Source organism: Microbacterium sp. Bi128 (genome assembly GCF_918698205.1).
The window spans coordinates 1-5,665 of the sequence record NZ_CAKKMM010000256.1; the positions used below are offsets into that span (position 1 = coordinate 1).

Below are 5,665 nucleotides of genomic sequence, written 5' to 3' on the forward strand. Positions count from 1 at the left end.
GCCCAAGGTCTTCCTGTTCGACGACTCGTTCTCGGCCCTTGACGTCGCCACCGACGCCAGGCTCCGGCGGGCGCTCAAGGCCAAGACGGCCGATGCCACGGTGATCATCGTCGGCCAGCGGGTGTCTACCATCGCCGATGCGGACCAGATCCTCGTGCTGGACAACGGCAGGATCGTGGACCGCGGAACACATGAGGAACTGTTGGAAAGCTCCAGCACCTACCAGGAAATCGTCGAATCCCAGCTGAGCGCGGAGGCAGTGGCATGAGCACCAACGAGAAAGTCTCCACCACGCCGGCCACCGCAGCCGGCGCGACCACTGCCGATACGGACGCAACTGATACGGACGCCACCGACCTGATCGAAGATGACTTCATCGAGGAGGAGTACACGCCCGGCGAGGCCGACGGCGGCATGTTCGGCGCCGTGCCGGCCAAGAAGGCCCAGCACTTCTGGCCCTCGGCCAAACGGCTCATGGCGCTGCTGAAACCCGAGCGCGCCGGCATCACCGCCGTGCTCGCCATGGTGACGGTCGCCGTCGTCCTCAACGTCATTGCCCCGAGGATCCTGGGCCAGGCGATGGACGTGATCTTCGCCGGAGTGGTCGGCAAGCAGCTCCCGGCCGGGGCCACCAAAGAACAGTTCATCGAAGGACTGCGCTCCCAGGGCCAGGACAACTTCGCCGACATGCTCGCCAAGATGGACGTCGTGCCGGGCGCTGGCATCGATTTCCAGAAGCTCGCGTTCCTCATCAGCGTGGTGCTGGTGATGTATTTCGTCGCCAACATCTTTCTGTGGCTCCAGGGCTATGTCCTCAACGTGCTGGTCATGCGCGTGGTGCGCACGCTGCGCGATGACACCGAGAAGAAACTCAACAAGCTGCCGCTGAACTACTTCGATACCCGCCAGCGCGGCGACATCCTTTCCCGTGTCACGAACGACGTCGACAACATCCAGCAGGCGCTCCAGCAGGCCTTCGCCCAGCTCGTGAACTCGGCCCTGACGGTCATCGGGATCGTGATCATGATGTTCATCGTGTCCTGGCAGCTGGCCCTGATCGCCCTCGTCGCCCTGCCGCTCCCCGGCGTGGCCGCCGGCATCATCGGCGCCCGCAGCCAGAAACTCTTCGCCGCCCAGTGGAAGAACACCGGTGAGCTCAACGGCCAGATCGAGGAATCGTTCTCCGGCCACGACCTCGTCCGCGTGTTCGGCCGCGACGCCGACATGCTGGCCCGCTTCGACGAGCGCAACGAGGAACTCTACAAGGCCAGCTTCGGAGCCCAGTTCGTCTCCGGCATGATCATGCCGGTCATGCAGTTTGTCTCCTACCTCAGCTATGTCGGGATCGCCGTCGTCGGCGGGCTGCGCGTGGCGTCGGGCAGCATGAGCCTGGGCGACGCCACGGCGTTCATCCAGTACTCGCGCGAATTCACCCAGCCGCTGGGCCAGATGGCCGGCATGGCCAACATGCTGCAGTCCGGTGTGGCCTCCGCCGAGCGGGTTTTTGAATTCCTCGACGCCGACGAACAGGACGCCGAGACCGCCACCGAGCACCTCCCGGCGAAGACCGACGGGCACGTCGAGTTCAAGCACGTGACCTTCAGCTACACGCCGGACAAGCCGCTGATCGAGGACCTGTCCTTCACGGCCGAGCCCGGCCACACGGTGGCGATCGTGGGACCGACCGGGGCGGGCAAGACCACCCTCGTCAACCTCGTGATGCGCTTCTACGAGCTCAACTCCGGCAGCATCACCCTGGACGGTGTGGACATCACCCGGCTGAGCCGTTCGGAGCTGCGCGCCAAGGTGGGCATGGTGCTGCAGGACGCCTGGCTGTTCGGCGGAACCATCTACGAGAACATCCGCTACGGCAAGCTGGACGCCACCGAAGAACAGATCATGGCGGCGGCCAAGGCCACGTTCGTGGACGCCCGGGCCTTTGTGGCGAACCCGTCGCTGCTGATCCTGGACGAGGCCACGAGTTCCGTGGATACCCGCACCGAAGCCCTGGTCCAGAAGGCCATGGCGGCGCTGCGGACGGAGCGCACCAGTTTCGTCATCGCCCACCGCCTTTCCACCATCCGGGACGCGGACACCATCCTTGTCATGGAGGACGGGCAGATCGTCGAGCAGGGCCGGCACGCCGAACTGCTGGCCCTGCAGGGCGCGTACTACCGGCTGTACATGTCCCAGTTCGCCGGTGAGGACGCAGACTCTGCCGTGGCGGATTCCGCGGAGGACTCGACGGCGGTGCACAGCTGAGCGCCGCAGGCCCCGCCGGGAAGGGCGCAGCCGGCGGGAACGGGCCCGGCAGGGAGAGCGCAGGCACAGCAGCAGGCCCCGCCGGGAAGGGTGGACCCGCTGAGGAGAACACATCCACGGAGCCCTGGCGCCTCGAGGTGGAGGTGCCGATGCGCTGGAGCGACATGGATGCCTACGGGCACATCAACAACGTCCAGATTGTCCGGATCCTCGAAGAAGCACGGATCGCGGCTTTCGGCCCGCCCCGGGGTCCCGGGCTGCCGGGAACCGAACCGCTGGTGCCGCTCTTCAATGAAATTCCGGAAGGGACGCTGGCGCTCGTCGTCGAGCACAAGATCAGGTACGTCAGGACCCTTGAGTACCGGAACGTGCCCGCCGTCGTCCAGTTGTGGATCGGGGCGGTTAAGGGCGCCAGCTTCGACATCCACTACCTGGTGCAGGATCCCGTCACGCGGGAGGACTGTGTCCGGGCCACGAGCCATCTTGCCTTTGTGGACGAGGCAACCGGCCGGGTGTTGCGGCTGACGCCGGAGCAGAAGGATCGGCTGGCTCCCCACACCCGCGCCCACCCGGTCCCATAGCCTCTGTTCCGGTTCCCGGCACGGCTCCTAGAATGAACAATCCCGACGCATAAGGAGGCGTGGTCGCCGTGAACATGGGCAAAGACATGCACAAGAACATGCATCACAACCTAGGCAACACCTTGCACCAGAACATCCACAAGCAGCACACCCGCAAGAAGAAGTGGAACGAACTCTCGCCGATGGCACGGTTCGGAACCATCTCGGCTGGCATCGTCCAGCTCTCGCTGCTGGTCGCAGCCCAGACGGACATCAGCCGACGCCCGGCTGCGCAGATCCGCGGCAGCAAGGCCATGTGGCGGCTCGCCACGCTGGTGAATTTCATCGGTCCGGCCACGTATTTCACCTTCGGCGTGAAGCGTCGGCCCGGCGCGAAATCGGGTCTGCTGCCCGCCCGTCCATAATCTACTGGCCGGTAGTTTAGGGGCGGCGTTAAATGGGCGCGTTCAGTTTAAGCCTGTAAATTGAACGTATGACCCCAACCAAGAAGCCTGCCCTGCACCGCGCCCTCGGTATCTCCAAGGAGATTGAAGACGCGGCGTGGTTTGTGCTGGGCCCGGGGTTGCTCGGCAAGGCGTCCCCCCTGGACGGCCGCACCAAAACGTGGTCCGTCCAGGCTGCCGCGGAGTTGCTGGAACGCCTCGAACGGGGCGTTCCGGATCCCAAGGCGCCGATGATGACTAACCTGCGCCAGAACCTGGAAGACGCAACCCGCGGGGCGAAGCAACTGGCCGTGGAGCTACTCTTCCTCCAGTCCCTGCCGCTTGCCCACGAGGTCAAGTCGCTGAAGGTCAAGCGGGCCCGCGTCGCCGAGGCGGCATCCTGGCTGGAGCCTGCGCTGGAGCTCCCTGACGAGCTCTACGCGGGCATGACGGACCACGGCGTGATCCGGGACCGCACCGCGGAATTCAACTGGACCATCTGGGACCACCTGAAATGGCTCTGCCGCTTCGTGCAGCATGTCGCACAGCGGCCGGCCCACGTCGTCCAGGCCGCGGTCAAGGATCCGCTGGCCTTCCACCGGCTGGTCGCCGGCACCCCGGATGACCAGCCGGCCATCCGCCGCAGCATTGAGTTCCTGGTCTGGCCCAGCTATTTCGAACCCGTGGTGGCCGATGTCGAACGGCAGGAGATCCGTGACGCTTTCGCTTCCCTCGTGGGTGGGGCCAAGGGGGACAGCGACGAGGACATTTCGGCGGACATCCACCGGATCCGCCTGCACCTGGACCAGCAGGCCGGGCAGCGGATCGACTGGTACTCACGCCAGCTGGTGAGTCAGTGGCGGAAGGTCGGCGACCCCGGCCGCCGCGCCTGGCTCCTGCGCACCCACCACGACAACGCCGAGCTGCTGGGGGAGTGGCGGGACGAGGAAGCGGTGACGCTCGACGTCGAACACCTCCGCCTGCTGGACCCCGGCGTCTCCGCGGGGCTGGTCCAGAATGCCGTTGACGAGGACTACAAGCACCTCGGCTACGTGGAGCGTGAGGACACCAAGACCGCAGTATTCGCCTTCCTGACCGTCATGAAGCCGGGTGACCTTGCGCTCTACCAGAGCTCGGGCAAGGTCCGGATCGGCGTGGTCCTCGGCGAACCGGAGCATGCCAAAGACAACCGCCAGCTCCGCCGCAAGGTCCGCTGGTTCGATGAGGAACACGACGCCACCGGGCTGCCCCGCCACGTGCAGCGCCAGCTGACCACTTCCGGCAACATCGTGGACATCACCCGCGTGATCCAGGCGCTTGAGGCGCTGCTGCCGGCTGAAGCGGAAGCCGAGGACGGCGACGGCGCCGCGCCGGATCCCGCCGTCGAACCGGCCTGTGACGGGTTCCGGCCGCTGCCGCCGGAGTTCGCCGCGTCCCTGCACATGGACCTGGAGCCGCTGCAGGAAATCGCCGAACTCCTCGAGGAGAACCGGCAGCTGGTGCTCTACGGTCCGCCGGGAACCGGCAAGACGTACCTCGCCAAACACCTCGCCGCCGAGCTCGCCGGCGACACCACGGACGAGCGGGTCAAGCTGGTCCAGTTCCACCCGTCGTACGCCTATGAGGATTTCTTCGAGGGCTTCCGCCCGGACAAGACGGACGAGGGACAGGTGTCCTTCAAGCTCGTGGCAGGACCGCTGCGCCGGCTCGCCGAGGAAGCGGCCAAGCCCGGCAACGAGAGCAAACCGTACTTCCTGATCATCGACGAGATGAACCGGGCCAACCTGGCAAAGGTGTTCGGCGAGCTGTACTTCCTGCTCGAATACCGCGACGACCGGATCTACCTTCAGTACAGCCCCAACGAGCCGTTCACCCTGCCGGACAATCTTTACATCATCGGCACCATGAACACCGCGGACCGCTCCATCGCGATGATGGACGCGGCCATCCGGCGGCGCTTCTCCTTCATCGAGCTGCACCCGAAGACGGAACCGGTGAAGGGCTCGCTGCTGCGCTTCCTCCAAGCCCGTGACCTGGACACGACCCCGGCCCTGCTGCTTGACGCTTTAAACGACGCGATCGACGAGTGGGACCGCGACCTCATGATCGGTCCCTCGTACTTCATGAAGAAGTCCGCGCAGACGCCTAAGGGCCTGCGCAGAATTTGGAAATACGAGCTCATGCCGCTGCTGGAGGAGCACTATCACGGGCAACTCAACCGCGCCCAGCTCGAGGAACGGTTCGGACTGGAACAACTCCTGGGCCGCCTGGCGCATGCCTAGGCTGGCCGGAGACGCCATAGCGCTGGACCGCAGTTCGTCGGACCGCAAGGCCTCGGACCACCGGGGTTCATCCGGAGCCGGTCCGGCCGGGCGCGGTTCATCAGGTCGCGGTTCATCC

General features: G+C 65.6%; 4 protein-coding genes and 1 pseudogene. All 5 read left to right on the forward strand.

Annotation, left to right across the window (positions count from 1 at the left end):
* Window positions 1-268: pseudogene (locus LQV45_RS16345) on the forward strand (ABC transporter ATP-binding protein); the annotation flags it as partial.
* The gene (locus LQV45_RS16350) at window positions 265-2,262 is read left to right on the forward strand and encodes an ABC transporter ATP-binding protein (protein WP_374208230.1); all 1,998 of its coding nucleotides are present in this window, start codon (window positions 265-267) and stop codon (window positions 2,260-2,262) included. The pseudogene LQV45_RS16345 and the gene LQV45_RS16350, both read left to right, overlap by 4 nt.
* Window positions 2,263-2,411: 149 nt before the next feature.
* Entirely contained in the window at window positions 2,412-2,843 is a 432-nt protein-coding gene (locus LQV45_RS16355) for a thioesterase family protein (RefSeq protein WP_230007937.1), read from the forward strand.
* 59 nt (window positions 2,844-2,902) lie between these two features.
* The gene (locus LQV45_RS16360) at window positions 2,903-3,247 is read left to right on the forward strand and encodes a hypothetical protein (RefSeq protein ID WP_308288878.1); all 345 of its coding nucleotides are present in this window, start codon (window positions 2,903-2,905) and stop codon (window positions 3,245-3,247) included.
* Between the two features lie 68 nt (window positions 3,248-3,315).
* Window positions 3,316-5,547 (forward strand): McrB family protein, encoded by a 2,232-nt coding sequence (locus tag LQV45_RS16365; protein WP_230007938.1) that lies wholly within the window; start codon window positions 3,316-3,318, stop codon window positions 5,545-5,547.
* Window positions 5,548-5,665 lie beyond the last annotated feature (118 nt).

Bases quoted from the DNA above. Each gene is read 5' to 3' on its own strand.
- LQV45_RS16350 (WP_374208230.1), top strand. From the start codon at position 265: ATGAGCACCAACGAGAAAGTCTCCACCACGCCGGCCACCGCAGCCGGC.
- LQV45_RS16355 (WP_230007937.1), top strand. From the start codon at position 2,412: ATGCGCTGGAGCGACATGGATGCCTACGGGCACATCAACAACGTCCAG.
- LQV45_RS16365 (WP_230007938.1), top strand. From the start codon at position 3,316: ATGACCCCAACCAAGAAGCCTGCCCTGCACCGCGCCCTCGGTATCTCC.